The 22,648-nt window shown below is 59.6% G+C and carries 27 protein-coding genes and 1 riboswitch; of the genes, 13 read left to right on the plus strand and 14 right to left on the minus strand.

Annotated elements, in window-relative coordinates; genetic code table 11:
• Positions 1-193: 193 nt before the first annotated feature.
• From hisG to hisC, 3 genes are all read left to right on the plus strand, one after another.
• Positions 194-829, plus strand: a complete 636-nt coding sequence (hisG, locus tag OPU96_RS17085) for an ATP phosphoribosyltransferase (RefSeq protein ID WP_010213102.1) — start codon at positions 194-196, stop codon at positions 827-829.
• Between the two features lie 128 nt (positions 830-957).
• Entirely contained in the window at positions 958-2,274 is a 1,317-nt protein-coding gene (hisD, locus tag OPU96_RS17090) for a histidinol dehydrogenase (RefSeq protein ID WP_192297665.1), read from the plus strand.
• Positions 2,275-2,277: 3 nt separating this feature from the next.
• Positions 2,278-3,330, plus strand: coding sequence for a histidinol-phosphate transaminase (gene hisC / locus OPU96_RS17095; RefSeq protein WP_192297664.1), 1,053 nt, complete (start codon positions 2,278-2,280; stop codon positions 3,328-3,330).
• Positions 3,331-3,442: 112 nt separating this feature from the next.
• On the opposite strand, the gene OPU96_RS17100 is transcribed toward hisC, so the two are convergent.
• Both OPU96_RS17100 and upp read right to left on the minus strand, forming a co-directional pair.
• Complete coding sequence (locus tag OPU96_RS17100; RefSeq protein WP_192297663.1) at positions 3,443-4,717, minus strand: uracil-xanthine permease family protein; 1,275 nt, start codon at positions 4,715-4,717, stop codon at positions 3,443-3,445.
• A 2-nt stretch (positions 4,718-4,719) separates the two neighbouring features.
• Complete coding sequence (upp, locus tag OPU96_RS17105; protein ID WP_192297662.1) at positions 4,720-5,358, minus strand: uracil phosphoribosyltransferase; 639 nt, start codon at positions 5,356-5,358, stop codon at positions 4,720-4,722.
• Positions 5,359-5,522: 164 nt separating this feature from the next.
• Between upp and OPU96_RS17110 the strand changes: the two genes are divergently transcribed.
• The 3 genes from OPU96_RS17110 to OPU96_RS17120 all read left to right on the plus strand — a co-directional run bounded on the left by OPU96_RS17110 (position 5,523) and on the right by OPU96_RS17120 (position 7,110).
• The gene (locus OPU96_RS17110; protein WP_017738742.1) at positions 5,523-6,080 is read left to right on the plus strand and encodes a hypoxanthine-guanine phosphoribosyltransferase; all 558 of its coding nucleotides are present in this window, start codon (positions 5,523-5,525) and stop codon (positions 6,078-6,080) included.
• 63 nt (positions 6,081-6,143) lie between these two features.
• Positions 6,144-6,629 (plus strand): hypothetical protein, encoded by a 486-nt coding sequence (locus OPU96_RS17115; protein WP_192297661.1) that lies wholly within the window; start codon positions 6,144-6,146, stop codon positions 6,627-6,629.
• A 193-nt stretch (positions 6,630-6,822) separates the two neighbouring features.
• Positions 6,823-7,110 carry a PA4642 family protein gene (locus OPU96_RS17120; protein ID WP_192297660.1) on the plus strand — a complete coding sequence of 96 codons (288 nt, stop codon included), beginning with the start codon at positions 6,823-6,825 and terminating at the stop codon, positions 7,108-7,110.
• A 69-nt stretch (positions 7,111-7,179) separates the two neighbouring features.
• On the opposite strand, the gene mqo is transcribed toward OPU96_RS17120, so the two are convergent.
• The 3 genes from mqo to OPU96_RS17135 all read right to left on the minus strand — a co-directional run bounded on the left by mqo (position 7,180) and on the right by OPU96_RS17135 (position 9,652).
• Positions 7,180-8,688, minus strand: a complete 1,509-nt coding sequence (gene mqo, locus OPU96_RS17125) for a malate dehydrogenase (quinone) (RefSeq protein ID WP_498559391.1) — start codon at positions 8,686-8,688, stop codon at positions 7,180-7,182.
• Positions 8,689-8,865, minus strand: coding sequence for a hypothetical protein (locus OPU96_RS17130; protein ID WP_226456595.1), 177 nt, complete (start codon positions 8,863-8,865; stop codon positions 8,689-8,691).
• Positions 8,866-9,418: 553 nt separating this feature from the next.
• The gene (locus tag OPU96_RS17135; protein WP_192297658.1) at positions 9,419-9,652 is read right to left on the minus strand and encodes a hypothetical protein; all 234 of its coding nucleotides are present in this window, start codon (positions 9,650-9,652) and stop codon (positions 9,419-9,421) included.
• A 194-nt stretch (positions 9,653-9,846) separates the two neighbouring features.
• On the opposite strand from OPU96_RS17135, the gene OPU96_RS17140 reads away from it, so the two are divergent.
• Positions 9,847-10,434, plus strand: coding sequence for a YajG family lipoprotein (locus tag OPU96_RS17140; protein WP_192297657.1), 588 nt, complete (start codon positions 9,847-9,849; stop codon positions 10,432-10,434).
• A gap of 54 nt (positions 10,435-10,488) precedes the next feature.
• On the opposite strand, the gene OPU96_RS17145 is transcribed toward OPU96_RS17140, so the two are convergent.
• Complete coding sequence (locus tag OPU96_RS17145; RefSeq protein ID WP_226456466.1) at positions 10,489-10,698, minus strand: hypothetical protein; 210 nt, start codon at positions 10,696-10,698, stop codon at positions 10,489-10,491.
• 184 nt (positions 10,699-10,882) lie between these two features.
• Between OPU96_RS17145 and OPU96_RS17150 the strand changes: the two genes are divergently transcribed.
• On the plus strand, positions 10,883-11,140 hold the full coding sequence (locus OPU96_RS17150; protein ID WP_226456465.1) for a hypothetical protein: 258 nt from the start codon (positions 10,883-10,885) through the stop codon (positions 11,138-11,140).
• A 130-nt stretch (positions 11,141-11,270) separates the two neighbouring features.
• Here OPU96_RS17150 and OPU96_RS17155 read toward each other — a convergent pair whose 3' ends face one another.
• Positions 11,271-12,434 carry a 1-acyl-sn-glycerol-3-phosphate acyltransferase gene (locus tag OPU96_RS17155; protein WP_192297654.1) on the minus strand — a complete coding sequence of 388 codons (1,164 nt, stop codon included), beginning with the start codon at positions 12,432-12,434 and terminating at the stop codon, positions 11,271-11,273.
• A 132-nt stretch (positions 12,435-12,566) separates the two neighbouring features.
• Between OPU96_RS17155 and OPU96_RS17160 the strand changes: the two genes are divergently transcribed.
• The 4 genes from OPU96_RS17160 to OPU96_RS17175 all read left to right on the plus strand — a co-directional run bounded on the left by OPU96_RS17160 (position 12,567) and on the right by OPU96_RS17175 (position 14,601).
• Positions 12,567-12,746: a CPXCG motif-containing cysteine-rich protein gene (locus tag OPU96_RS17160; protein ID WP_192297653.1), complete on the plus strand. Its 180-nt coding sequence runs from the start codon at positions 12,567-12,569 to the stop codon at positions 12,744-12,746.
• Between the two features lie 11 nt (positions 12,747-12,757).
• Positions 12,758-13,018: a putative signal transducing protein gene (locus OPU96_RS17165; protein ID WP_192297652.1), complete on the plus strand. Its 261-nt coding sequence runs from the start codon at positions 12,758-12,760 to the stop codon at positions 13,016-13,018.
• 36 nt (positions 13,019-13,054) lie between these two features.
• Positions 13,055-13,675, plus strand: coding sequence for an SOS response-associated peptidase (locus OPU96_RS17170; RefSeq protein WP_192297651.1), 621 nt, complete (start codon positions 13,055-13,057; stop codon positions 13,673-13,675).
• Between the two features lie 107 nt (positions 13,676-13,782).
• Complete coding sequence (locus OPU96_RS17175; RefSeq protein WP_498559392.1) at positions 13,783-14,601, plus strand: M48 family metallopeptidase; 819 nt, start codon at positions 13,783-13,785, stop codon at positions 14,599-14,601.
• 154 nt (positions 14,602-14,755) lie between these two features.
• Here the strand turns inward: OPU96_RS17175 and OPU96_RS17180 are convergent, their stop codons facing one another.
• From OPU96_RS17180 to OPU96_RS17195, 4 genes are all read right to left on the minus strand, one after another.
• Positions 14,756-16,483, minus strand: coding sequence for a M91 family zinc metallopeptidase (locus OPU96_RS17180; protein WP_498559393.1), 1,728 nt, complete (start codon positions 16,481-16,483; stop codon positions 14,756-14,758).
• A 250-nt stretch (positions 16,484-16,733) separates the two neighbouring features.
• Positions 16,734-17,318 (minus strand): TMEM165/GDT1 family protein, encoded by a 585-nt coding sequence (locus tag OPU96_RS17185; RefSeq protein WP_016974259.1) that lies wholly within the window; start codon positions 17,316-17,318, stop codon positions 16,734-16,736.
• Between the two features lie 88 nt (positions 17,319-17,406).
• Positions 17,407-17,528: riboswitch (yybP-ykoY riboswitch) on the minus strand.
• A gap of 50 nt (positions 17,529-17,578) precedes the next feature.
• Entirely contained in the window at positions 17,579-18,577 is a 999-nt protein-coding gene (locus OPU96_RS17190) for a methyltransferase (protein ID WP_226456462.1), read from the minus strand.
• A gap of 30 nt (positions 18,578-18,607) precedes the next feature.
• Positions 18,608-19,573 carry a 2-hydroxyacid dehydrogenase gene (locus OPU96_RS17195; protein WP_498559394.1) on the minus strand — a complete coding sequence of 322 codons (966 nt, stop codon included), beginning with the start codon at positions 19,571-19,573 and terminating at the stop codon, positions 18,608-18,610.
• 86 nt (positions 19,574-19,659) lie between these two features.
• Here OPU96_RS17195 and OPU96_RS17200 point away from each other — a divergent pair, with 86 nt between their 5' ends.
• The gene (locus OPU96_RS17200) at positions 19,660-20,292 is read left to right on the plus strand and encodes a LysE family translocator (RefSeq protein WP_192297644.1); all 633 of its coding nucleotides are present in this window, start codon (positions 19,660-19,662) and stop codon (positions 20,290-20,292) included.
• Between the two features lie 107 nt (positions 20,293-20,399).
• Here OPU96_RS17200 and OPU96_RS17205 read toward each other — a convergent pair whose 3' ends face one another.
• The 3 genes from OPU96_RS17205 to OPU96_RS17215 form a co-directional block, all read right to left on the minus strand.
• Positions 20,400-20,792 carry a DUF7079 family protein gene (locus OPU96_RS17205; RefSeq protein WP_498559395.1) on the minus strand — a complete coding sequence of 131 codons (393 nt, stop codon included), beginning with the start codon at positions 20,790-20,792 and terminating at the stop codon, positions 20,400-20,402.
• Entirely contained in the window at positions 20,777-21,550 is a 774-nt protein-coding gene (locus tag OPU96_RS17210) for a hypothetical protein (protein WP_498559396.1), read from the minus strand. The genes OPU96_RS17205 and OPU96_RS17210 overlap by 16 nt, the downstream gene beginning before the upstream one ends.
• Positions 21,551-21,555: 5 nt before the next feature.
• Positions 21,556-22,648: DUF2345 domain-containing protein (locus tag OPU96_RS17215; RefSeq protein WP_498559397.1), on the minus strand; the 1,093-nt coding region annotated here is incomplete at its 5' end.

The raw sequence follows: 22,648 nt of genomic DNA on the forward strand, positions 1-22,648 counted from the left end.
GCTTGCCCCGCGCTGGAGTGCGCAGCGCTCCCAAGATTTTTAGGGCTGCTTCGCAACCCCGCGCGGGGCAGGCCCGCTCACTACAGAAGCTTGCTGTGAATTTGTTTCAAGTCGAGGCTGTCATGGCCTCGATCTGTGTCCGGCGCCGTTTGCGACCGGACCGCAATAGCCTGATGAAGGACTGACGTTTCCCATGTTGACCATCGCACTGTCCAAGGGCCGCATCCTTGACGACACTTTGCCGCTTCTGGCTGAAGCGGGCATCGTGCCGACCGAGAATCCGGACAAGAGCCGCAAGCTGATCATCCCCACGACCCAGGACGACGTTCGCCTGTTGATCGTGCGGGCTACCGACGTGCCGACCTACGTTGAACATGGCGCGGCCGACCTGGGCGTCGCCGGTAAGGACGTGCTGATGGAATACGGCGGCCAGGGCCTGTACGAGCCCCTGGACCTGCGCATCGCCCTGTGCAAGCTGATGACCGCCGGCCGTGTCGGTGACGTCGAGCCCAAAGGCCGTCTGCGTGTGGCGACCAAGTTCGTCAACGTCGCCAAGCGCTACTACGCCGAGCAAGGCCGTCAGGTCGACATCATCAAGCTCTACGGCTCCATGGAGCTGGCTCCGCTGATTGGCCTGGCCGACAAGATCATCGATGTGGTCGACACCGGTAATACCCTGCGTGCCAACGGTCTTGAACCACAAGAATTCATTGCCGACATCAGCTCTCGCCTGATCGTCAACAAAGCATCGATGAAGATGCAGCACGCCCGTATCCAGGCGTTGATCGACACCCTGCGCAAGGCAGTGGAGTCGCGACACCGCGGTTGACCTACCCGCGTAGCTGAAAGGCTGCGCCCGTCTATCCGCCTCATAGCCAGAATTCTCAGGTGCCCAAGCGGAAACGACTGCTAGTTTAGGGCGCCTGAGTTTTTGCCAATTCTATTGAGGCCCTCGCTATGACCACGTCCACTGCAATTGCCCGACTCAACGCTGCCGACCCGGATTTCGCCCATCATCTGGATCATCTGCTGAGCTGGGAAAGTGTGTCCGACGAGTCGGTCAACGGGCGAGTACTCGACATCATCAAGGCCGTGCGCGAGCGCGGTGACGCGGCGCTGGTGGATTTCACCCGCCAGTTCGACGGCCTCGATGTGGCGTCGATGTCCGACCTGATCCTGCCCCGCGAACGCCTGGAGCTGGCCCTGACGCGCATCACCGCCGCGCAGCGTGAAGCGCTGGAAGTGGCGGCGACGCGGGTGCGCAGCTACCACGAAAAGCAGAAGCAGGATTCGTGGAGCTACACCGAGGCCGACGGCACCGTGCTGGGCCAGAAGGTCACGCCGCTGGACCGTGCCGGCCTGTACGTGCCGGGCGGCAAGGCGTCGTACCCGTCGTCGGTGTTGATGAATGCGATTCCGGCCAAGGTTGCCGGCGTGACCGAAGTGGTCATGGTCGTACCGACCCCGCGCGGCGAAATCAACGAACTGGTACTGGCCGCCGCGTGCATCGCCGGTGTCGACCGCGTGTTCACCATCGGTGGCGCCCAGGCTGTTGCGGCCCTGGCCTATGGCACCGAAAGCGTGCCGAAAGTCGACAAGGTGGTCGGCCCCGGCAACATCTACGTTGCCACTGCCAAGCGCCACGTGTTTGGCCAGGTCGGCATCGATATGATTGCAGGCCCGTCGGAAATCCTCGTGGTGTGTGACGGCCAGACCGACCCGGACTGGATCGCCATGGACCTGTTCTCCCAGGCCGAGCACGACGAAGACGCCCAGGCGATCCTGGTCAGCCCGGATGCCGAGTTCCTCGACAAGGTTGCCGCCAGCATCGACAAGCTGCTACCGACCATGGACCGCGCCGAGATCATCGAGAAGTCGATCAATGGCCGTGGTGCATTGATCCTGGTACGCGACATGGAGCAGGCCATCGAAGTGGCCAACCGTATCGCGCCGGAGCACCTGGAGCTGTCTGTGGCCGACCCACAGGCCTGGCTGCCATCGATTCGCCACGCCGGTGCGATCTTCATGGGCCGCCACACCAGCGAAGCCCTGGGCGACTACTGCGCAGGCCCGAACCACGTGTTGCCGACGTCCGGCACCGCACGCTTTTCGTCGCCGCTGGGGGTTTATGACTTCCAGAAGCGTTCGTCGATCATTTTCTGCTCGCCACAAGGCGCGTCCGAGCTGGGCAAGACCGCCTCGGTGCTGGCCCGTGGTGAATCGCTGAGCGCACACGCACGTAGCGCCGAATATCGCATCGTCAAGGGAGAGTGAGGCATGAGCAAATTCTGGAGCCCCTTCGTCAAGGACCTCGTGCCTTACGTGCCGGGTGAACAACCGAAGCTGACCAAACTGGTCAAGCTCAACACCAACGAAAACCCCTACGGGCCATCGCCCAAGGCGTTGGCGGCAATGCAGGCCGAGTTGAACGATAACCTGCGCCTGTACCCGGACCCCAACAGCGACCTGCTCAAGCAGGCGGTGGCCAAGTACTACGGCGTGGATGCCGGCAAGGTATTTCTCGGAAACGGTTCCGATGAAGTCCTCGCGCACATCTTCCACGGCCTGTTCCAACACGACTTGCCGCTGCTGTTCCCGGACATCAGCTACAGCTTCTATCCGGTTTACTGCGGCCTGTATGGCATCACGTTCGAACCGGTGCCGCTGGACGAGCAGTTCCAGATCCGTGTGGCGGACTACGCCAGGCCCAACGGCGGGATCATCTTCCCCAACCCGAACGCGCCGACGGGCTGCGTGCTCGCGCTGGATGCGGTGGAGCAGATCGTCAAGGCCAGCCCGGATTCGGTGGTGGTGGTTGATGAGGCCTACATCGACTTCGGCGGTGAAAGCGCCATCAGCCTGGTGGATCGCTATCCGAACCTGCTGGTGACCCAGACCCTGTCCAAATCGCGCTCACTGGCCGGTTTGCGCGTGGGCCTGGCCGTGGGCCACCCGGACCTGATCGAGGCGCTGGAGCGGGTCAAGAACAGCTTCAACTCGTACCCCCTGGATCGCCTGGCGATTGTCGGCGCAGCGGCGGCGTTTGAAGACCGTGAGTACTTCGAGAAGACCTGCCAGTTGGTGATCGACAGCCGCAACACCGTCGTCGCGCAGTTGGAAGGTAAAGGCTTTGAAGTATTGCCGTCGGCGGCCAACTTCATCTTTGCCCGTCACCCCAAGCACGACGCTGCCGGCCTAGCGGCCAAGTTGCGTGAGCAGGGTGTGATCGTGCGGCACTTCAAGCAGGAGCGGATTGCCCAGTTCCTGCGGATCAGCATCGGTACGCCGGAGCAGAACCAGGCATTGATCGATGGGCTAGGCGAGCTTTAATTCTCGGTTGGCTTGACGGGCCCCATCGCGGGCAAGCCCGCTCCCACATTGGAATGCAGTTCCCTGTGGGAGCGGGCTTGCCCGCGATGAGGTCATCAGCGACACCGTATGGTTAAAGCAATGGCTCATCCGGCTTCTTGTTCTTCCAGCCATCATTGCCCGGTAGCAGCAGGTTCAAGCCAATCGCTACCACCGCACACAGGGCGATGCCCTTCAGGCCGAAATCGTCCGGGCCGGTGCCGGTGCCGACCAGCACACCGCCAATCCCGAACACCAACGTCACCGAGACGATCACCAGGTTGCGCGCTTCGCCCAGGTCGATCTTGTGGCGGATCAACGTGTTCATCCCCACCGCTGCAATCGAACCGAACAGCAGGCACAGAATCCCGCCCATTACCGGCACCGGGATGCTTTGCAGCAGTGCGCCGAACTTGCCGATAAACGCCAGGCTGATGGCAAACACCGCCGCCCAAGTCATGATTTTCGGGTTGTAGTTCTTGGTCAGCATCACCGCGCCAGTCACTTCGGCGTAGGTGGTGTTCGGCGGGCCGCCAAACAGGCCGGCGGCGGTGGTGGCGATGCCGTCACCCAGCAGGGTACGATGCAGACCGGGCTTCTTCAGGTAGTCGCGACCGGTCACGCTGCCCACCGCAATCACGCCGCCGATATGCTCGATCGCCGGGGCCAGGGCCACCGGGACGATGAACAGGATCGCCTGCCAGTTGAACTCCGGTGCGGTGAAGTGGGGCAGGGCGAACCAGGGGGCCGCGGCGATCTTCGCCGTGTCGACCACGCCAAAGTAGAACGACATGGCAAAGCCCACCAGCACGCCGGAAATGATCGGCACCAGGCGGAAGATGCCTTTGCCGAACACCGCCACGATCAACGTGGTCAGCAGTGCCGGCATCGAGATCATCATCGCCGTCTGGTAGTGGATCAACTCGGCGCCATCGCCGGATTTACCCATCGCCATGTTCGCGGCAATCGGTGCCATGGCCAGGCCGATGGAGATAATCACCGGCCCGATCACGACTGGAGGCAGCAGACGGTCAATAAATCCGGTGCCCTTGATCTTCACGGCCAGGCCAAGGAAGGTGTAGACGAAACCGGCCGCCATCACGCCGCCCATGGTCGCTGCGAGGCCGAACTGGCCCTTGGCGAGAATGATCGGCGTGATAAATGCAAAGCTCGACGCCAGGAAGACCGGCACCTGCCGCCCTGTGACCACCTGGAACAACAAGGTGCCCAGGCCTGCGGTAAACAGTGCAACGTTTGGATCAAGACCTGTGATCAGCGGCATCAACACCAGCGCGCCAAATGCCACGAAGAGCATTTGTGCGCCAGACAGGATCTGGCGCCAAAGCGGGTCGTTGAATTCATCCTGCATGCTCACGCGTCCTTCTGCTTGGTGCCGAAGATCTTGTCGCCGGCGTCGCCCAGGCCCGGGATGATGTAGCCGTGTTCGTTCAGGCGCTCGTCGATGGACGCGGTGTAGATCTGCACGTCCGGGTGGGCCTTCTCGACCGCGGCGATACCTTCCGGCGCGGCGACCAGCACCATGGCGCGGATGTCTTTGCAGCCGGCTTTTTTCAGCAGGTCGATGGTGGCGACCATGGAGCTGCCGGTGGCGAGCATCGGGTCGATGATCATTGCCAGGCGCTCGTCGATTTCCGGGACGAGTTTTTCCAGGTAGGTGTGCGCCTCCAGCGTTTCTTCATTGCGGGCAACGCCCACGGCGCTGACCTTGGCGCCCGGGATCAGGCTGAGCACACCTTCGAGCATGCCGATACCGGCACGCAGGATCGGGACGACGGTGATTTTTTTACCGGCGATTTTCTCGACCTGGACGGGACCGGCCCAACCAGGAATCTCGTAGCTCTCCAGGGGCAAATCCTTGGTGGCTTCGTAAGTGAGCAGCGCTCCGACTTCCTGAGCAAGCTCACGGAAATTCTTCGTGCTAATGTCGGCGCGGCGCATAAGGCCGAGTTTGTGTCGGATCAGCGGGTGGCGGATCTCGCGAGTGGGCATGGGAAAGGCTCCGGCGGCGGGCAAAAAAACCGGCCTAGATTAATCTATCCGAGGGTGTTGTCCTATAGACATCTAGTACGTTAGTCCATTAGCGCTTGATCGGAGCGCACGAGAAGCGTACCTTCGCCCGCTTTTCTTGCCACAGCACCCCCTTGGAGAGCGCCATGTCCGCTGATCTCGAGCATATCCGTCAAATCATGCGCGAGGCTGACTGCCTGTACACCGAAGCGCAAGTCGAAGAGGCGATCGCCAAGGTCGGCGCGCACATCAGCCGCGAAATGGCCGACACCAACCCGGTGGTTTTCTGTGTGATGAACGGCGGCCTGATCTTTGCCGGCAAATTGCTCACCCACCTGCAATTCCCGCTGGAAGCGTCCTACCTGCACGCCACCCGTTATCGCAATGAAACCAGCGGCGGCGACCTGTTCTGGAAAGCCAAGCCGGAAGTCTCGTTCATCGACCGTGACGTGCTGATCATCGACGACATCCTCGACGAAGGTCACACCCTGGGCGCGATCATCGACTTCTGCAAACACGCAGGCGCGCGCAAAGTGCATACCGCCGTGCTGATCGACAAAGATCACGACCGCAAGGCCCGCCCAGAACTGAAAGCCGATTTCGTCGGCCTGCCATGCGTTGACCGCTACATCTTCGGTTACGGCATGGACTACAAGGGCTACTGGCGCAATGCCAATGGCATCTATGCCGTCAAAGGCATGTAAACGCGCTTCATCAGGTGCAGGGCCGGCATGCTAGAGTGCCTGGCCCTGCGTCTGGAGCTTTCCATGAGCCTGTTGATTCGCACCTGCGCCGTCCTGGCGCTGACCCTCAGCCTGCCCCTGGCTGCCGCCCCCGCACCGATGCATAGCCAATTCCTGCCGCCGGATGACCTGAGCCTGCGTGCCGGAACTCCCGACCAGCAGCAGTTGCTGCAAGTCACCGAGTATGCGGTGGTGGTGGGTAACCAGCGTCAGTCCACTCAGCAACCGATCCCGGTGACTTCGCCGTTGATGATCCGCCTCAAGGGCAAGTCCCTGAACAAAGGCGCGACCATCAATCAGGTGGTGCTCAATTTCGACGCTGAAAGCAAAAGCCTGAAAAAACCGGCGTATGACGACAAGAGCAAGACGTTGACCTTGTCGTATCCGGTGGCCCAATACCGCGTGATCGTCGACCTGCTGCGTAATGACACCTTGTATGTGCAATTCCTCAGTTACGCCAATGGCCACATCTGGGCGGACTTACACACCGGTGCCGTTCGTACCAAATAGCCAGAACATTGAGGATCCAAATGTGGGAGCGGGCTTGCTCGCGAAAGCGGTGGGTCAGTCGATAAATGCTTCAACTGATATACCGCTTTCGCGAGCAAGCCCGCTCCCACATTGGACCTCCAGCGCTTTCGAAGGCGGCGTCTCGCAGGTAGACTTCCAGTCCCGTGTAAATGTCTGCAGGCTGGAGTCGGTAATGCGTAAAGATAAGAAACAGGTGATTGGTGACGAGATCGGTGATGATCAGATCAAGTTGTTCCTGGACTTCGAGCCGGTCGACGCGACTTCCCCGTCCCTGCACAAGCTGATCAAGGCTTACCGTGGCCTGCGCATCGACGACTTCGAGCGTTTCCTGGGTTTCTTCAAGGAAGCCGGCTTGGACCTCGATGGCAAGGATGAACATGGCCAGACCTTTGTCGACCTGGTCAAGGATCAGCGCAACGCCGATGAGTACATCGAACTGATCGAAAAAGCCCGCGGCTGATTTTCCGAGACATACAAAAACGCCCCGTCCTCATGCAGAGGGCGGGGCGTTTTTTATGGCTTCAAGGCCTCAAGCGTAGCTCTCGGTCTCGGCGGCAGGCTCCACCAGCTCCAGGCTGATGTTGTTCTGCGTGTTGATCTTGCGATACAGCTCGGCATCGGTCTCCAGGACTTTTTCCCGCGCGGGGAATATTTCCTGAAGCTTGGCAGCCCATTCACCGGCAGCTTTGCCGGGGAAGCATTTTTCGATCAGTTCCAGCATGATCGAAACGGTCACCGAAGCACCCGGGGATGCGCCCAGCAGTGCGGCCAGCGAGCCGTCCTTGGCCGCGACCAGCTCGGTGCCGAATTGCAGCACGCCGCCTTTCTTCGGGTCTTTCTTGATGATCTGCACCCGTTGGCCGGCCACTTCCAGGCGCCAGTCTTCGGCTTTCGCTTCAGGGTAGAAGCGACGCAGGGACTCCAGGCGCTGTTCCATGGACTGGCGCACTTCGCTGACCAGGTACTTGGTCAGGTCCATGTTGTCGCGGGCCACGGCCAGCATCGGGCCGATGTTGCCGGCGCGGATCGACAGTGGCAGGTCGAGGAACGAACCGTGCTTGAGGAACTTGGTGGTGAAGCCGGCGTAGGGCCCGAACAGCAGGGACTTCTTGCCATCGACCACACGGGTGTCCAGGTGTGGCACGGACATCGGCGGCGAACCCACGGCAGCCTGGCTGTAGACCTTGGCCTGGTGGTGCTTGACCACTTCCGGGTTGTCGCAACGCAGCCACTGGCCGCTGACCGGGAAACCGCCAAAGCCTTTGCTTTCTTCGATCCCCGAGGCTTGCAGCAGCGGCAGGGCCGCGCCACCGGCGCCGAGGAAGACGAACTTGGCGTCGACTTCACGGCTGTTGCCGCTGTTGACGTCCTTGATGCTCACGGTCCAGCCAGCGCCATTGCGCTTGAGGCCGGTGACGCGCTTGCAGTACTTGACCTGGGCATCCGGCGAGCTGGTCAGGTGACCCAGCAGCTGGTTGGTCAGGGCGCCGAAGTTGACGTCGGTGCCGTTGAGTACGCGGGTGGCGGCGATTTTTTCGTCGAGCGGGCGGCCCGGCATCATCAGCGGCATCCACTCGGCCATCTCGGCGCGGTCTTCGGTGTAGTGCATGTCCGAAAATGCGTGATGGCGGCTGAGGGAATCAAAGCGCTTCTTGAGGAACTCCACGCCTTTTTCGCCCTGTACGAAGCTCAGGTGTGGCACCGGGCTGATAAAGGACTTGGACGAGCCAAAGGTGCCCTTTTGGGTCAGGTACGCCCAGAACTGCTTCGACACCTCGAACTGGGTGTTGATGTGCACGGCTTTCTTGATGTCGATGGAGCCATCGGCGGCCTGCGGCGTGTAGTTCAGCTCACACAGCCCGGCGTGACCGGTGCCGGCGTTGTTCCACGGGTTGGAACTTTCCGCGGCACCCGAATCCATCAGCTCAACGACTTCCAGCTTGAGGCCGGGGTCGAGCTCTTTAAGCAGTACGGCCAGGGTGGCACTCATGATGCCGGCCCCTACCAGTACTACGTCGACTGCTTCGTTATGCGCCATTTAACGCGTCTCCAAAATCTGCAGCACCAAATTGACGGCATGGCTGCCAGGAGTGACGGGGCGGTTCACGTGTTGCCCCAGGATACTCATGGCCAGGATCGCCATGTCCGTTTCGCAATTCTTTGCAACTTCAGCACACGCTTCCTGCCCGGCCAATCCGCCTATGAACGCATTCATGGCCGCCTGTGGCAATTCGACTTATGGTCAAAGCGTGTGATTCGTGCAACCAATCCGTAGCGGACAGGCTCAAGCTCCGGTTTTTGAGGAGGGCTCGGTCCTGTGTGGTTGGGCTGTTAAAGACGCTGATGGTGCTTGTACACACGCCAAACTATTCATTTGCTCGCCACACTCTTGTGAAGTTGTGAAAACCCGTTTTTTTCACGCTCTTTTGAAGACGTGAACCTCAAAAAAGGGCTGCCTCAGCCTGGCACCTTGGCCCGGATTGCTTGCCGACAGGCGGCAAAAACGGGCAAACAACTCAAGTGGCCGAGCGCAATGGCAGCTCTGGCAGATTCGATATAAAGAGGGGGTGGTTTGCAACGAAAGCAGCAAGCACGCCAGCTCTATTCGATCTGTGTGGGCGGCTCTCTGTGGGCGATTGGGGGGTTAATACCGAGGCATTAACGATGTTGCGGGGCCCGATCAGGAGACGTCCTTATAATCGGGGTGAGATTGTAGCGAAGAACGCCAAGGAAATGGGCGTGTTTTATGACTTTTATTAGGTGTTCGGTCAGGCGGCCAACGGCTGGTGCCGGGGCGACTGCGCCGCACGCGGGCTGACGCGGGCCCGGGCTGGCAGCGGGCGGTGCATCCAGCTCAGGCGGATCTCGTCGATTTCCACCCAGCCATTGCCCACCGGCGGCTGGTCGCACTCCTTGAATGCCTGGCAGCGGCCTTGTGCATCGAGCAGGGCAAACTGGCGAAGGGCGGGCTTGCGCACGAACAATGACCAGAGAAAATTCATGGTGATCAACCTCCTGAGATTGAGGCCAAGCTTGCCTGCGGGGGATGACGAGCGGATGTATCGGCTGTGACATATCGGTGACAGCGAACCGCCGCCGCCCTTGCGGGTCTCAGGTTGTAACTGATGCTAGTTCCGGGCAGTGGCGCACCGCTATACTGCCGGCCTGTCGGTACTTGATTTCTGGAGAGAAGCGCATGTTGCAACGCCTGTTGTTCGGTTTGATCACTGTGACCAGCTTGACCCTGGTTGGCTGCGCCAACAGCCCGCAACAACTCAGCCCGCAACCGAAGCTCACCACGCAGCTGGCGCCAGTGGGCCACGGCCAGCCGGTGTCGGTGCGTGTGGTGGACGGCCGTCCGTCGCCAACCCTGGGTTCCCGTGGTGGCTTGTACCCGGAGACTGCGCTGATTTCGGTCACCGGCCAGGACGTGCTGCCCAAGCTGCAAGCCCAGGCTGAAGCGGCCGTGCGCCTGCTGGGCTTCACGCCGAGCCCCAACGCGCCGGGCGCCCCGCAACTGACCATCACCCTGGCCGAGCTGAAATATCAGTCGCCCAAGGAAGGCCTGTACGTGACCGAAGCCTCCATCGGCGCCACCTTCAAGTCCGACGTCACCGCCGGCACCCGTCGCTACAGCGGCCGCTACGGCGCATCGTTGAACCAGCGTTTCGGTATGTCGCCGAACCAGGAAACCAACACCAAGCTGGTCAGCGACGTGTTGAGCGATGCCTTGACCCGCCTGTTCAAGGACCCAAGCATCGGTTCGTTGCTCAGTTCGCAATAACCGATCCAAAAAACCGGGCCCAGTGATGGGCCCGGTTTTTTTACGCCTTGAGTTTCACGCGGCGGTGTCGATACAGAAGTCCAACAGGCTCACGCCGGTCAACAAGTCTGCTTCCGGCAAGTCCGCGTGCTGGTGCCCGCCAAGGGCGCAATACACCAGCCAATGACGATCCTGAACGTTGAATGCCAGGCCGCCGATCAGCGCCTCTTGTTCATCACTTTGGGTGATCAGATACAGCCGATCCTGGTTGTGTGCGTGCAGCATGACAAGCTCCCGAACGTTCGAAGGGCAACAGAGTGGCTTGTTAAGGTGACGTTCAGGTGACGCTGTAAATTACTGGCTACATTAGCCGTCCATGCTGGGAATGAAACATGAGTGGCGCAAGATGCCACTGCGTCCGGATAGGTATCCGAACTGATACCCAGGCACTGTTTTCCCGAGGTTTGCGATGGCGCTGCCCGCTCTATTGATCAATGTTGTTGCTTTGGCGGTGGCGCTCCCGGGTTCGGCGCTGCTGGCCATTACCCGCCTGCGCGAGCAACGCGCCATGGCCGACCTGACCGCACAAGGCGAAGATCGCGCTATCGACCAGCCGATGTTGTTTCTGGATGTACGCACCGAACGGGCGCATCGAGTGGCTTACCGCATAGGGTTCGCCTGCCTGGGCTTGGCGCTGGCTATTTCCTGGCTCAGCACCCACCTCTAAAACACACTACAAAACAAATGTGGGAGCGGGCTTGCTCGCGAATGCGGTGGGTCAGTAACAAATCTAGTGACTGAAACTCCGCATTCGCGAGCAAGCCCGCTCCCACACAAGCCCGCTCCCACATTTTCGTCTACAGCGGGATGCCAGCCTTGACCCGGTATTGGTTGCGCACCGGCGTGGCGTACTGCACCACCAGGAACGGCCGATGTTCAGCCGGGCATTCGTGCAAGCGTCGCTCCCACTCGGCCTTCGCCTTCGCCAGCTCATCGGCCGGGAATACCTCGGCGGCCGTCGGCACCTGCAACTGCGGATCAGCTTCGCTCCACTGCGCGTACGCCAGGTAGTGCACCGGGAACAACCGATAACCGCCGAGAATCTGCCGGTCCATTTCCATGGCCAGCACCTTGGTGTCTTCGAACCGCTCGGTGATCGGCGGCGCGAAGTTCACGTGCACCCGGCCCTTGTAGCCGGTGATGCCCAGGGCAATGCTCACGTCATCTTCGCCCGGTGCCTTGCTGTAGGTGCCGGTGGTGGCGCGGATGTACAGCTCGCGGGCCTTGGCTGAATCGCACGGGTCGTATTCGTAGCTGATGGACACCGGCGTCAGGTTCAGCGACTGGATCACCTCGGCAAACGGCTCATCCTTGCGGCTGACGTGGAACATCTTGAGGATCGCCGACTCGGTGCGATCATCCCCGTCCTTGGCTCGACCCTCGGCCTGGGCGATCCAGATCGACTCGCCGTCATTGCGGATCGAATGGTTGATGTAGGCCGACAGCAGGTTGAACGCCGCCATCTTCTCCTTTCGCCCACTGATCGAGCGGTGCACGATAAAGCTCTTGTTCAGGCGCATCAGGTCGCTGACAAACGGCTTTTGCAGCAGGTTGTCGCCGATGGCGATACGTGGCGTCGGCAGGCCGGCGTGGTATACGGCGTAGTTGACGAAGGCCGGGTCCATCACGATGTCGCGATGGTTGGCGAGGAACAGGTAGGCGGTGCCGGACTTGAGCTGCTCGACGCCGGTGTAGGTCACGCCGTCGGTCGCGCGGTCGATGGTATGGTCGACGTAGTACTCGACTTTGTCTTGTAGCGTGGCCACGGTGGTGACGCCGGCAAATTCACGGCGCAGCTTGCGGGCGATCATCGGCTTGAGCAGCCAGCCCAGGGCGCCGGCGAAGCGCGGGAAACGGAAGTGGGTCAGGATGTCCAGAAAGGCCTTGTCACTGAACAGCCGGTCCAGCACTGCCGGGACTTCGCTGTCGTTGTAAGGTCGGATGGTATCGAATTGGCCCATCATGCTCTCTTGTTAGAAACGGCTAGGGTAAGTAGAGGAAATACCAGGGTACGGTCCGGGTAATGGTCCCGGCCGAAAATAACCCTGTAAATAGACCGGCGATTATACGCACAAGTCACCTTGGAGGCCGCGATGGAAGAAGAGTCGTACGAATGTCCTTATTGTGGGGAGCTGGTCACGGCGCTGCTGGACCTGTCCGGGGGCGATCAGGAATATATAGAAGACTGCCCGGTGTGCTGCCGGCCGATCATTTTTGACCTGCAGGTGCACGGCGGCGAATGGATGCTGAACGTGCGCGGTGAAAACGAATAACAGGTGGGTCCATGCAGCGAATCTACGAGCCGGAAAACCTGATGGAAGGCGAGTTGTTGCAACAGATGCTCGCCAGCGAGGGCATCGAGGCGCATCTGGTTGGCCGGCATTTGCTCGGCGGCACGGGCGAGCTGCCGATCTTCGGCCTGCTGGGCCTGGAAGTGGATAACGACCAGGCCGCCAATGCCCGCGCGCTGATCACCGCCTATATCGGTGCACAGCCCGTGGCGGGCGATGAACCCGACAGCTTCCCCGACGTGTTGGTCTGTTAGGCTGTCGGTCGGTTTACCCAAGAGTCGTGTTGCCCCATGTGTGGACGTTATGCCCTGTTTCGCTGGAATCCCTCCTTTGCTGCCTTGCCGGGTTTTCCGGCCGATCAGCAGGCCCAGTGGAACATTTCTCCGAATGACTCGGTGCTGATCCAGCGCGCCGACGCCGGCCAGCGCACCCTGGCCCGTGCCCGTTGGGGGTTGACGCCGCCGTGGCTGACTGACCTTTCGCGTACCCCCGCCCACGCCCGCGCCGAGACCCTTGCCGAACAACCGATGTTTCGCGAGGCATTTCGCCAGCGCCGCTGCCTGCTACCGGCCAACGGGTTCTACGAATGGCGCGGAACCCAACGCAAGCGCCCGTACTGGCTGACGCCGGGGGAGGGCTCTACGCTGTTTTTTGCGGCGATCTGGGAAGCGTACCCTGTGCAGGAGCAAGTGTGGCTGAGCACGGCAGTGGTCACCCAGGCCGCGCAAAGCCAGCGGCGGCCGTTGATTCTGGATGCGGCAGGGCAGGAGGCGTGGCTCAATCCGGAGACGCCCTTGCACACGCTTCAGGCGTTGCTGGCCAGCGAGCCTGGTGCGTTGCGTGAGCGTGTATTGGCCAATATGGTCAATGATCCGAAGCTGAACGGGCCGGAGTGTTTGACGCCCGGTTGAGCGGCATGTGAGATGTATCTGAAATTATCCGGCTACACGTCTGTTGTATCTGGCGCCAATACAAATGACCGCCTACGATACGCGCCATGTTTTCAGGGAGAGTGTTCATGAAGAAATCATTGGCAATAAACGTACTGGCAGCGGCGCTATTGCTGGCCGGTTGCCAGTCGGTCAACACCACCAGCGGCGGCGCCGTCGGGGTTGAGCGCAAGCAATACATGTTCAGCATGCTGTCGAGTCAGGAAGTCGACCAGATGTATGCCCAGTCCTACCAGCAGACCTTGGGTGAAGCCAGCAGCAAGGGCCAGTTGGACAAGACCAGCACCAACGCCAAGCGCGTGCAGGACATCGCCAACCGCTTGATCGCCCAGGCACCGACCTTCCGCCCCGATGCGGCGCAGTGGAAGTGGGAAGTGAACCTGATCAAGAGCGACGAAATGAACGCCAACTGCGGGCCTGGCGGCAAGATCTTTGTGTACAGCGCTTTGATCGACAACCTCAAGTTGACCGATGACGAGCTGGCGGCGGTGATGGGGCATGAAATCGCCCACGCCTTGCGCGAGCACGGTCGCGAAGCCATGTCCAAGGCGTATGGCATCGAGATGGCGAAGCAGGGCGCGGGCGCGTTGTTCGGCCTGGGCCAGGACAGCCTGGCATTGGCCGATACCGTGGCCAACTACGGCATGACTTTGCCCAACAGCCGAGCCAATGAAAACGAGGCAGACTTGATCGGCCTGGAGCTGTCGGCTCGCGCCGGTTACAACCCGAATGCGGCGATCACGCTGTGGAACAAAATGGCCAAGGCTTCGGAAGGTGCACCACCGGAGTTCATGAGCACTCACCCGGCGTCGGACAGCCGAATCGCCTCGTTGCAAGCGGCGATTCCAAAAGTGATGCCGCTGTATCAGCAGGCCAAGAAATCCTGATCTCCCAGTTCCTATAGCCCCCCAAATGTTGTGGGGGGCACCCCGTTAGCAAGGTGTCAGTTAATGAAGAAGGTACTGACACACTGCTATTGGGGGGCTCTGAAAAAGCGCCATCGTCTTTTGCGCCAGGCCATTTGTATGGTGCCTTGATGAGCTAGTCTCCGTATCTTTGCCGCAGCGGCAACCCAAGCTCGTTGAGGAGCGCGTTTTCGTTGTAAGGCCAGGGATTGGTGTTGGTAGGCGGCGTCCGGGGATTGCGGTCAAAGTCAAAATAGCTCGATGTGGGGAGTCCTACCGCCTGGCGTTCATAATTCGCCTCCCATTCCAGACCACGGCCATTCCAGACTAGCGATGACCCCGGCAGAATCGTGCCCCGCCCCCCGTTGACCGCATGGGAAAGTTCATGTTGAAGAATAACCAGTGGAGGCCGCTGGTGCCCGGGAGCAATGAATGATCGGTCATACTCAACCGCTGGGTTTTGCGCCGGAGTGCCTGCAACACCGTTTTTTATTACGCCAGGCGTGCGCGCCAAACCCTGCTCCGGGGGGGTCATGCGACGCCCGCCCGGGTCGTCGTAATAATAGAAACTACCTGATACGCCTTCTTTCAGGGTCACAGGTGCATCAAGCGAATCTATGATTTTCAGGGTTTCCTGCCCGGCCCGAGTGCTTCTCAGGGACTCCAGGTCATCATTCACGCGCTGAGTGAACGAAGGACTACCCTGGACGTTAATGCCGCGCGCGCCGGCATCAGGGGAGGGTATTGTGTGCTCAAAGGACGACGATGGGTGGACGTGACTAAGATCGTCTGCTCTTTCCCCAATGACATGATCATTCCTGGAGTGTGTCTGCACCCAGTCGTTACCTTTGCCTGGAACAATAGTGCTGCTGTCACCCGCGTAGATGTAGTCATCTCCGTTCCCTCCAAACAACACGTTACGACCCCTCCCGCCATAGATGAGGTCCCTGCCGTCTCCCCCGTCCACGTAGTTGATTTTCGTATCTGGCCCTCCACCCGCACGTATCTCATCACTGCCAGGTCCACCGTAAATCGTTGCATGTCCTGAGCCACCAGTGATGAAGTCATCCCCATCACCGCCTTCAGCGTAGCCTTCGCCACTTCCCAGATTGATATTGTCCTGGCCAGGCCCTCCGTAGATTTTGGTCCTTCCAGATCCGGCGAACGCGCTATCATCGCCCCTTCCAAGGTCGATGTTGACGTTATGTGCGAGTCTGTTATCAATAACGACGGAATCGTTCCCATCGCCAGTCTTGACATCAATGGTCTGTTGATTCCGCCTGTTTGCCTCAAAAGGAATCTCGTAAGACCGCCCGTTTACCTGTGCAAGAACTCCGCCATTTCGCCCCTCGGTAACATAAACCGCATCATTTCCCTGGCCGGTTTCAATCGACAGCCTTTCGTGGGTTGTATTTGAGCCATTCGGGCGCCCTGCGGAGTATTTAATTCGAACATTCCCATCATTGAGTCCGTTATTCAGGTCAACCTTGGTTGGCGCAGACGATGATTGAGGGCTGCCGTATTGAATCGGTCCTTCACGGCCTTGGGCCTCATAGCGGATTTGTTCTGGCGTGGGACCGCGCTGATAGCTGGAACCACCGCCGCCCCTTTGCTCAGGGTGACGGGACATACCGCCCGCGTCGCCTTGGGGAATCGAGCTAACGCTGATCGAGCGCTGCTCCGATGTGGAGGGTTCAGAGTTGTTGTTGTACGTAAATGGCACATTCGCCATGTAAGGCGCAGCGTTCGCCGCTTGATAGGCAGGGTCGCTCGCATTGTTATAGGCGGCTTGCTCTTTATTATCCTCGCTTGATTGTTTTCGTTGCACGGCGTTGGACGAAGAAACTGAATATGACGTGTCCATCGGTACCTCTCATTGCGTAGAAAGGGTTATGACACGTTTGTGGTATCCAGATCTGAAGTGTTCCTTCAGATAATTCCGCAAAGGCTCGCGCACTGGCTTACCCCTGTGTGTATTGCCGAAAGACGCGCCGTGGAGAATCCTGCCCTGACCCTTCGGCCAGGGCGCACACAGCGCGCCGTTGCAGGTTATGAACTGAACGAGTTTGCGCAGAAAGCCAAAAGCCCTCCCTCATTGGATTGGTGTTGGAGTCTTAGATCCAGCCGCTGCTCTGCATGGCCTTGTACACCGCAACCACCGCCAGTACGAAAAACGCCGTAGCCGCCAATCGCCGAATCAAGGTCAGCGGCAGCTTCTCCGCCGCAAAATTTCCCGCCAGAACCACCGGCACGTTGGCAATCAGCATGCCCAGCGTCGTGCCGATAATCACCAGCCACAACTCGGGATACTGTGCCGCCAGCATCACTGTGGCGATCTGGGTCTTGTCACCGATTTCGGCGAGGAAGAATGCGATCAGCGTGGTCAGGAACGGCCCGAACTTGCGGGTGGTGCTGGCTTCGTCGTCATCGAGTTTGTCCGGCACCAAGGTCCACAGCGCGGTGGCGCAAAAGCTCGCTGCGAGGATCCAGTGCAGCACCGCATCCGAGAAGAAGCTGCCAAACCACGCCCCCACGGCACCGGCGGCCGCATGGTTGGCCAGGGTCGCGGCGACGATGCCGGCGATGATCGGCCAGGGTTTGCGAAAGCGTGCGGCAAGGATGAGCGCGAGCAGTTGCGTCTTGTCGCCGATTTCGGCCAAGGCAACGATTGCGGTAGGAACGAGTAATGAATCCAGCATCAGGTAGGTTTCCAGGGGCGGGTCGACACGGCTATGACACGTACAGCCTTCCCGCCCCGGGTAAGGTGTGCGTGTCATAGGTCTTGTCAAACCCTGGTCCGTCTGTGCGGACACCTGGGTCGCATACGCCATGGCCTGTTGACCAAGTATGTTGACGTATGCCGGACGAGCATGGCGCTCGTGGGAGACTACTCCCCTAGGACGGAGCGGATTCTGCCTAGGCAGAATCCATTCGGCAAGCCTTCTTTTTCAAACGCCCGTCAGCCGCGCTTGGCGCGATAGATGCGGAAGCCATTGCCTTCGGCCTTGATTGCGCACACGCCCAGATGCTCTTCGATCAGTGGTTGGTACTTCAGGAAACTGTTGGCGACCAAGCGCAGTTCGCCGCCTTTTGCCAGATGTTTCGCCGCTTTTCGCAGCAGGTTTTCCGTGGCGAAGTAATCGGTGTGTACACCGACATGGAACGGCGGATTGCTCAGAATCGTGTTCAAACCCATCGGCGCAGCGTCGATTCCGTCGCCCGTCAGCACCTCGGCTTCCAGACCGTTGGCAGCCAGGGTCAAGCGACTGCTGGCCGCGGCGAACGCATCGACATCAAGCATCGTCACCGCGTTGTGCGGGTAGCGACGCTTGACCGCAGCACCGAGCACGCCCGCGCCACAACCGAAATCCAGGAGGTGACCGCTCGGCAGTTTATCCAGATGCTCCAGCAGCAGTTCCGTACCGCGATCCAGGCGACCATGGCTGAATACCCCCGGCAAACTCACGACCTTCAGCGGCCCTTCAGCCAGTGGCACTTCGAAAACCTGAGCCAGGCTTTCCAGTTCGATCGCTTGCGGTGCGTTTGTCACGGTGACTTGCCACAGCTGGCAGTGCCGCGCGTTATCCAGCTTGCGTGGTTTGCCAAAGGGGGTCATCTGCTTGGCGGCGCTTTCGATGCCGGCTTTTTTTTCCCCCACCAGGAACAGCTCCGCAGCGGGCAGACGAGCGGCCACGGCATTGAGCAGATAGTCGGTGAGATCCTTGGATTTGGGCAGGAAGATCACCGCCGCATCAAATGCCCGCTCGGGCACATTCACGCCGAACTGGCTGCGCTCGGGGAAGCGTGCATCGAGCGCCGCCTGGTCGCCGGCGTGCCAGCACCAGCCGTGGGCGTTGGGCAGGCGGCCCAGCAGATCATCGGCAGGCAAGCCGACGAGCAGCACGTTGCCTTGAAAAAGTTCGGCCTGACGAAGCAGTACTTCACTGCGCGGATCCATGGTCTGCTCCTTGAAAAGGGGCGCAGTTTATCAACTCACAACCCGCAGCGGGGCACCGCTGAAAAAGCCCCGGGCGTTTTCCGCCAGTTGGCCGACGATGCGCTGGCGTGCTTCGCGACTGCCCCAGGCATTGTGGGGCGTGACGATCAGTCGAGGGATGTCGCCGGCCAGCAGCGGATTGCCGTTGACCGGCGGCTCTACACTCAGCACATCGGTCGCCGCGCCGCCCAGATGGCCATCGCGCAGCGCGTCGGCCAGGGCCTGTTCATTGATCAAGCCACCACGCGCAGTGTTGATGATAAAGGCGCCGGGCTTGAGCAGTGCCAGTTCGCGGGCGCCGATAAAGCCGCGGGTGTGTTCGTTCAGCGGGCAGTGCAAGGTCAGGGCGTCGACCTGCATCAGCAATTCGTCCAGCGGCACGCGGTCGGCGCGGGCAGGGCGCCCGGGAATCGCGCCGAGCAGCACGCGCATGCCAAACGCTTCGGCCAGGCGCGCGACGGCGCTGCCCAATTCACCGTGGCCAAGCAGGCCGAGGGTTTTGCCTTCCAGCTCGACAATCGGGTGATCCAGCAGGCAGAACTGCTTGGCTTGCTGCCATTTGCCGGCGCTGACATCCCGCTGGTAATCGTTCAAGCGCGTCGCCAGGTTGAGCAACAGCATGATCGTGTGCTGCGCCACCGACGGCGTGCCGTAGCCCTGGCAATTGCTCACGGTGATGCCATGGGCGCGGGCGGCTTCGAGGTCGATGTTGTTGGTGCCGGTGGCCGACACCAGGATCAACTTGAGCTCGGGGCAAGCGGCCAGGGTTTCGGGGTTGAGCGCAATCTTGTTACTGATCGCCACTTGGGCGCCTTGCAGGCGTTCGATCACGTTCTGCGGCGTGGTCTGCTCGAACAGCTGCAGTTCGCTGAAGCTGTTTCGCAGCTCGCTGAGGTCGAGGTCTCCCAAATCCAGTGAGGGATGATCGAGGAAGACGGCGCGGCGATTGTTCGTCATCAACTGTACCTTTTGCGACAGGGTTCGAAGGCGTAATCTCCCGAGCCTATCAGATGAAATAATCAGTTACTTGAATTGGAGTGAGCATGTACGTCGCCGAGTTTTTGACCGTGGCACTGATTCACTTGTTGGCAGTGGCCAGCCCCGGCCCGGATTTCGCCGTGGTGGTACGGGAAAGTGTTACCCACGGCCGCCGCGCCGGGACCTGGACTGCGCTGGGCGTCGGCTCGGCGATTTTCCTGCACGTGGGCTACTCGCTACTCGGCATTGGCTTGATCGTGTCCCAGTCCATCGTGTTGTTCAACGCCCTGAAGTGGGCGGCGGCGGCCTACCTGCTGTACATCGGCTTCAAGGCCCTGCGCGCACAGCCGGCCAAGCCTGCGGCCGAGGGTGAATTGCACGCTGAAGTCGGCGAACGCACCGCGCGCGGGGCGTTCACTGCCGGCTTCGTGACCAATGGCCTGAACCCCAAGGCGACGTTGTTCTTCCTGTCACTGTTCACCGTAGTGATCAACCCGCACACGCCGTTGGCGATCCAGGCGGGTTATGGCTTGTACCTGGCAGTGGCCACGGCGGTGTGGTTCTGCCTGGTGGCCATGCTGTTTAGCCAACAGCGCGTGCGTGCAGGGTTTGCGCGGATGGGGCACTGGTTTGATCGGACGATGGGGGCGGTGTTGATTGCCATTGGGGTGAAGTTGGCGTTCACCAGCATGAAGTAAGGCTTGAACGGACACCATTGAAGTGTAGGAGGGACGGTGCTGCGATTTGACTGTCTCCTCCCACATTGGGTCGGAGTAAGGTTTGAGTGATTGCTCAATGCTATCGTTCATTGGCTCCTGCAAGTCATTCCTTTGGCTGCTTTGGCTGTCTCAATTTCTGCTTTTAGTTCGGCCCATGTACTCGAGCCAATACGTCGTATCAGGCACCTCTGCACCGCACATGCGCATTTGCCGATGACTCCCTGTCGAGCCCTTTTTCTTATCAGGGCCTCAATGTCTGAGGCTAATTGGTCTTCGTCGAAGTACCACCAAATGGGAGGGATGGGGGCGAGCATGTTGCCGATGCAAACAGGAGCTACTCTCTCAAATAAAGCGAATTCAATCTCTTCAATAGAGAAGTCTTTTAGTGCTTCTGCGATTTGCTTGTAATCGACTTTGGCGTCTACAAATAAATCAGAGAGCGCCGACCATAGCTTTCTTTGCTCTAGTTGATTTTCCACTTGGTAAACTCTTCTATCTCATCGTCCATGGAGTCAGCCAGCTTCGAGGCAACCCATCCAGATGTTACGCCAGCCGCCAGCATTAAACCGATTGCGCAAAACGGTGCGCCCGGGCCGCAGACGGTGGATACGGCCAGGCCCGCCAACGAAGTTCCGGCGGCTCCGCCGGCAATCGTAATACCCTGCTTGATAGCCTCTTTTGGCTTGTTGTCCGCGTTGATGATCTCATAAGTCGCGTAAGTGATAGTGACGACAATCAGCACCTTTCCTGAGACCCTTAGCGCCTTGTTAAGGGTGTTGAATCTTGCATCGGGTCTGGCTGATGACTCGACAATCTCGTAATACATTGAGGTCTTTTGTTCAGAATTCAGCTCAGTAAATATTTTTCCAAATTTCTTGGTGGACTTTTCATTCAGAAGCTTTTCTAGAGTGGGAGCAATGCTTTTTCTGCTCTGCGCAATAGCACGGCCTGGCACCGATGTACGCTTTCTGGTCTCCGCCATGATTTTGTTTCGCGCTTCATAGCAAAATTCTGCAGCCTCTTTTACCGAAACGTTTCCGGACTCTACTTGCGTTAGTACTTCCGCTCTGATCCTTTTGACGTTTTGGTTGTAGTTATCGCGCTGTTTTGCATCATTGATGAAGCCCGAAGAAAAGCTTAGCGCCGCTCCTTCAAAGCTTTGGAGTGCCGATTCGAGTGTGTTGTCATCAATTGGATGTGCTTTCTGCGCTAAGTAGTCTCGGTAAAAAACGTCCATGTTATTTACTCCGATAGTTTTTTGAGCAGGTTTTCTGCGCCGCTTTGCTGGTCCGCCTGAAAGTCCAGGTTTTCCACTTCAAATTTGATGCAGTTTTTTGCTGCAAATGAGTAAAAGCTCGCTTTGTTTTCGCTATCAAATTCTCCTTGTAGAACCGTTCCATCACCCATCGTCGCAGTACACTTTATGCCTTCATACTTCAGTGCATTTGAAGGGAAAAAACTGATCCAGTTTTCGGACTCTGGCAGTTCAACTCTCAACGCCCCCGGCAAAAGCGTATGAACACTCATGGTCTTGCCGTCTTTATCGGTCACCCCGCTGAACACCTCCCCCTGCGCGGTGGTAATCCGGTAACGGCTAAAGCGCATGACCGCCTGGGTGGCGTCTTTCAACGTGTAGCCACCGGCATACCCTGTCGGCAACGGCGATGCAGGGGTATCGAGGCGAGTGCTGCCGCGTTTTTCTACGGCGGCGGCCTTCAGGTAGATATTGCCGGGAGCGCCGAGCTCTATATCACCGCCCTTGAGGCGGATGTAGGCACCTGCGCAGTTGAAGACCAACTCTTGTGGGGCACTGATCTCGACACGACCTTCAAGGCTTTCGATCTTGATGTCGGTCTTCGCCAACGCGTGAAGGCTGTTGCCCCGTGCGTGTAATTCGACTTTGCCTTGATCCGCCTTGAGTTGCAGGTCGGCCTGTTGCGCGAACAGGCTGACACCGCCCTCGGCCGCTGCGGTGATGTTATGCCCAGCGCTGATGTCGGTGTTGTGCGCCGCCATGATGCCTACGCTTTCTGCACCGGAAGCCACGCAGACCGCCTTGGGGCTGAGCACGCCGATGCCCTCTGGGGCGTGCAGCAAAACACAGGGCTGCGCCAGGCCTTTGAGACGCGCTTGCAAGCCTCGTTGGCTGTCGATGTCACCGGGGTTCACCTGAGCACTACTGGCCGCTTGAGCCATGGAGCGAGCCAAGGATAACGCGCCCTCCAACTGCGCAATGGCTGCGGCCATATCGAGTTGCCGCCCCTGCGCCTTACCCTGCTCATCCGCACTGATAAACACCCCCTTCCCACCCCGGATCGCGCCCCACCCATCCGTG

Source organism: Pseudomonas sp. RP-B7 (assembly GCF_059803535.1).

What these genes read in the sequence shown, in the direction of transcription:
- OPU96_RS17110 (WP_017738742.1), top strand. Translation starts at nt 5,523, where the DNA reads ATGTCCGCTGATCTCGAGCATATCCGTCAAATCATGCGCGAGGCTGAC.
- OPU96_RS17130 (WP_226456595.1), bottom strand. Translation starts at nt 8,865, where the DNA reads ATGAATGCGTTCATAGGCGGATTGGCCGGGCAGGAAGCGTGTGCTGAA.
- OPU96_RS17165 (WP_192297652.1), top strand. Translation starts at nt 12,758, where the DNA reads ATGCAGCGAATCTACGAGCCGGAAAACCTGATGGAAGGCGAGTTGTTG.
- OPU96_RS17135 (WP_192297658.1), bottom strand. Translation starts at nt 9,652, where the DNA reads ATGAATTTTCTCTGGTCATTGTTCGTGCGCAAGCCCGCCCTTCGCCAG.
- OPU96_RS17190 (WP_226456462.1), bottom strand. Translation starts at nt 18,577, where the DNA reads ATGGATCCGCGCAGTGAAGTACTGCTTCGTCAGGCCGAACTTTTTCAA.
- OPU96_RS17100 (WP_192297663.1), bottom strand. Translation starts at nt 4,717, where the DNA reads ATGCAGGATGAATTCAACGACCCGCTTTGGCGCCAGATCCTGTCTGGC.
- OPU96_RS17180 (WP_498559393.1), bottom strand. Translation starts at nt 16,483, where the DNA reads ATGGACACGTCATATTCAGTTTCTTCGTCCAACGCCGTGCAACGAAAA.
- mqo (WP_498559391.1), bottom strand. Translation starts at nt 8,688, where the DNA reads ATGGCGCATAACGAAGCAGTCGACGTAGTACTGGTAGGGGCCGGCATC.
- OPU96_RS17170 (WP_192297651.1), top strand. Translation starts at nt 13,055, where the DNA reads ATGTGTGGACGTTATGCCCTGTTTCGCTGGAATCCCTCCTTTGCTGCC.
- OPU96_RS17175 (WP_498559392.1), top strand. Translation starts at nt 13,783, where the DNA reads ATGAAGAAATCATTGGCAATAAACGTACTGGCAGCGGCGCTATTGCTG.
- OPU96_RS17120 (WP_192297660.1), top strand. Translation starts at nt 6,823, where the DNA reads ATGCGTAAAGATAAGAAACAGGTGATTGGTGACGAGATCGGTGATGAT.
- OPU96_RS17200 (WP_192297644.1), top strand. Translation starts at nt 19,660, where the DNA reads ATGTACGTCGCCGAGTTTTTGACCGTGGCACTGATTCACTTGTTGGCA.
- OPU96_RS17115 (WP_192297661.1), top strand. Translation starts at nt 6,144, where the DNA reads ATGAGCCTGTTGATTCGCACCTGCGCCGTCCTGGCGCTGACCCTCAGC.
- hisG (WP_010213102.1), top strand. Translation starts at nt 194, where the DNA reads ATGTTGACCATCGCACTGTCCAAGGGCCGCATCCTTGACGACACTTTG.
- OPU96_RS17150 (WP_226456465.1), top strand. Translation starts at nt 10,883, where the DNA reads ATGGCGCTGCCCGCTCTATTGATCAATGTTGTTGCTTTGGCGGTGGCG.
- OPU96_RS17145 (WP_226456466.1), bottom strand. Translation starts at nt 10,698, where the DNA reads ATGCTGCACGCACACAACCAGGATCGGCTGTATCTGATCACCCAAAGT.
- OPU96_RS17195 (WP_498559394.1), bottom strand. Translation starts at nt 19,573, where the DNA reads ATGACGAACAATCGCCGCGCCGTCTTCCTCGATCATCCCTCACTGGAT.
- OPU96_RS17160 (WP_192297653.1), top strand. Translation starts at nt 12,567, where the DNA reads ATGGAAGAAGAGTCGTACGAATGTCCTTATTGTGGGGAGCTGGTCACG.
- hisC (WP_192297664.1), top strand. Translation starts at nt 2,278, where the DNA reads ATGAGCAAATTCTGGAGCCCCTTCGTCAAGGACCTCGTGCCTTACGTG.
- hisD (WP_192297665.1), top strand. Translation starts at nt 958, where the DNA reads ATGACCACGTCCACTGCAATTGCCCGACTCAACGCTGCCGACCCGGAT.
- OPU96_RS17185 (WP_016974259.1), bottom strand. Translation starts at nt 17,318, where the DNA reads ATGCTGGATTCATTACTCGTTCCTACCGCAATCGTTGCCTTGGCCGAA.
- upp (WP_192297662.1), bottom strand. Translation starts at nt 5,358, where the DNA reads ATGCCCACTCGCGAGATCCGCCACCCGCTGATCCGACACAAACTCGGC.
- OPU96_RS17140 (WP_192297657.1), top strand. Translation starts at nt 9,847, where the DNA reads ATGTTGCAACGCCTGTTGTTCGGTTTGATCACTGTGACCAGCTTGACC.
- OPU96_RS17210 (WP_498559396.1), bottom strand. Translation starts at nt 21,550, where the DNA reads ATGGACGTTTTTTACCGAGACTACTTAGCGCAGAAAGCACATCCAATT.
- OPU96_RS17155 (WP_192297654.1), bottom strand. Translation starts at nt 12,434, where the DNA reads ATGGGCCAATTCGATACCATCCGACCTTACAACGACAGCGAAGTCCCG.